The 1,235-nt window shown below is 73.0% G+C and carries 2 protein-coding genes; both read right to left on the bottom strand.

Annotated features, from left to right (window positions below):
* On the bottom strand, positions 1-873 hold an 873-nt coding region (locus AC27VN_RS41820), incomplete at its 3' end, for a metallophosphoesterase family protein (RefSeq protein WP_490880567.1).
* A gap of 58 nt (positions 874-931) precedes the next feature.
* On the bottom strand, positions 932-1,235 hold a 304-nt coding region (locus AC27VN_RS41825), incomplete at its 5' end, for a LysR substrate-binding domain-containing protein (RefSeq protein WP_490880568.1).

A 1,235-nucleotide genomic window follows, 5' to 3' on the forward strand; every position in this document is an offset into this window, starting at 1 on the left:
CCCCGCGAGGTCGATGCGGCCCTGCACGCGCAGGTCGACCACGTCGTGCGCATCGAGCCCCTCGAGCTGCGCCTCGAGCGCATCGGCGTCGGTCGCGACCTGCAGCACGCCGGCGATGGCCTGCCAGCGGAAGCGGCCGACCTGCAGCTGCGTGACGCGCGGCTCGGCACCGGGCGCGTCGATCTCGACCAGCAGCGCCTGGCCCGAGCCGTTGTCCTTGAAGCGGTCGGGCTCGGGCGTGCCCGCGTACCAGGTGCGCGCGTCGATGCGCTTGCAACCGTGCCAGTCGCCGAGCGCGAGGTAGTCGAGCCGCGCGCTCGCCGCGCGCTCGGGCGCGATCGGGTTGGCCGAATCGATGTCCTCCGACAGCAGGCCCTGCACGCTGCCGTGCGCGAGCCCGATGCGCAGCAGGCCCGCGGGCGTGTCGGCCTCGTCGAACCAGGCCGTGAGGTCGTTGTAGGTGTGACGCTGCGCGAGCGGCGCGGGCAGCACCGCGAAGCCCTGGGCCTCGAACAGGCGCAGCTCGGGCGCGAGCAGCAGGTGCACGTGGGACGGCACCGCGCCCAGGCGCTGCGCGCGCGTCCACACGCTCTCGGCCAGCGCGGCGTCGTGGTTGCCGGGGATCAGCAGCCAGGGGCCCGGATAGGCGGCGAGTGCATTGAACAGCCGGCGCAGCGTGCGCTCGGACACGGTCTGGGCATCGAACACGTCGCCCGCGACCAGCACCGCGTCGACCCGGTGCTCGAGCGCGAGCGCGGCGAGGCGTTCGACCACGGCGATGCGCGCCTCGGCCAGGATCGGCGCGTGCTCGGGGTCGAAGCTCGCGAACTGGCGGCCGATCTGCCAGTCGGCCGTGTGGAGAAAACGTGTCATGAAAGGATGGGAGGGTGCGGCGCGCTCGCGCCGTGGCGTTGCATTGTCGGTGCTTCGTTCACGCGTCGAAGCCCTCGGCCAGCGTCTCGCGCAGCCAGGCCACGAACACGGCCACCGCGCGCGGCACATGGGTGGCATAGGGACGGATCGCATAGAGCTTCTCGCCGAAGGCTCCGACCGAGCGCCATTGCGGCAGCACCTCCTGCAGCTTGCCCGCCTGCAGCGCCGACTGCGCGCTGAAGTCGGGCACCAGCGCGATGCCCAGGCCGCTCACGGCCGCGTCGCGCAGCGCCTCGCTGTTGTTGGCCACCAGCGGCCCCGACACCGGCACCGTGATGCGCTGCACCGCCGCCTTCGAGGCC

It is taken from the genome of Variovorax sp. 20P10.2.4 (genome assembly GCF_058244205.1).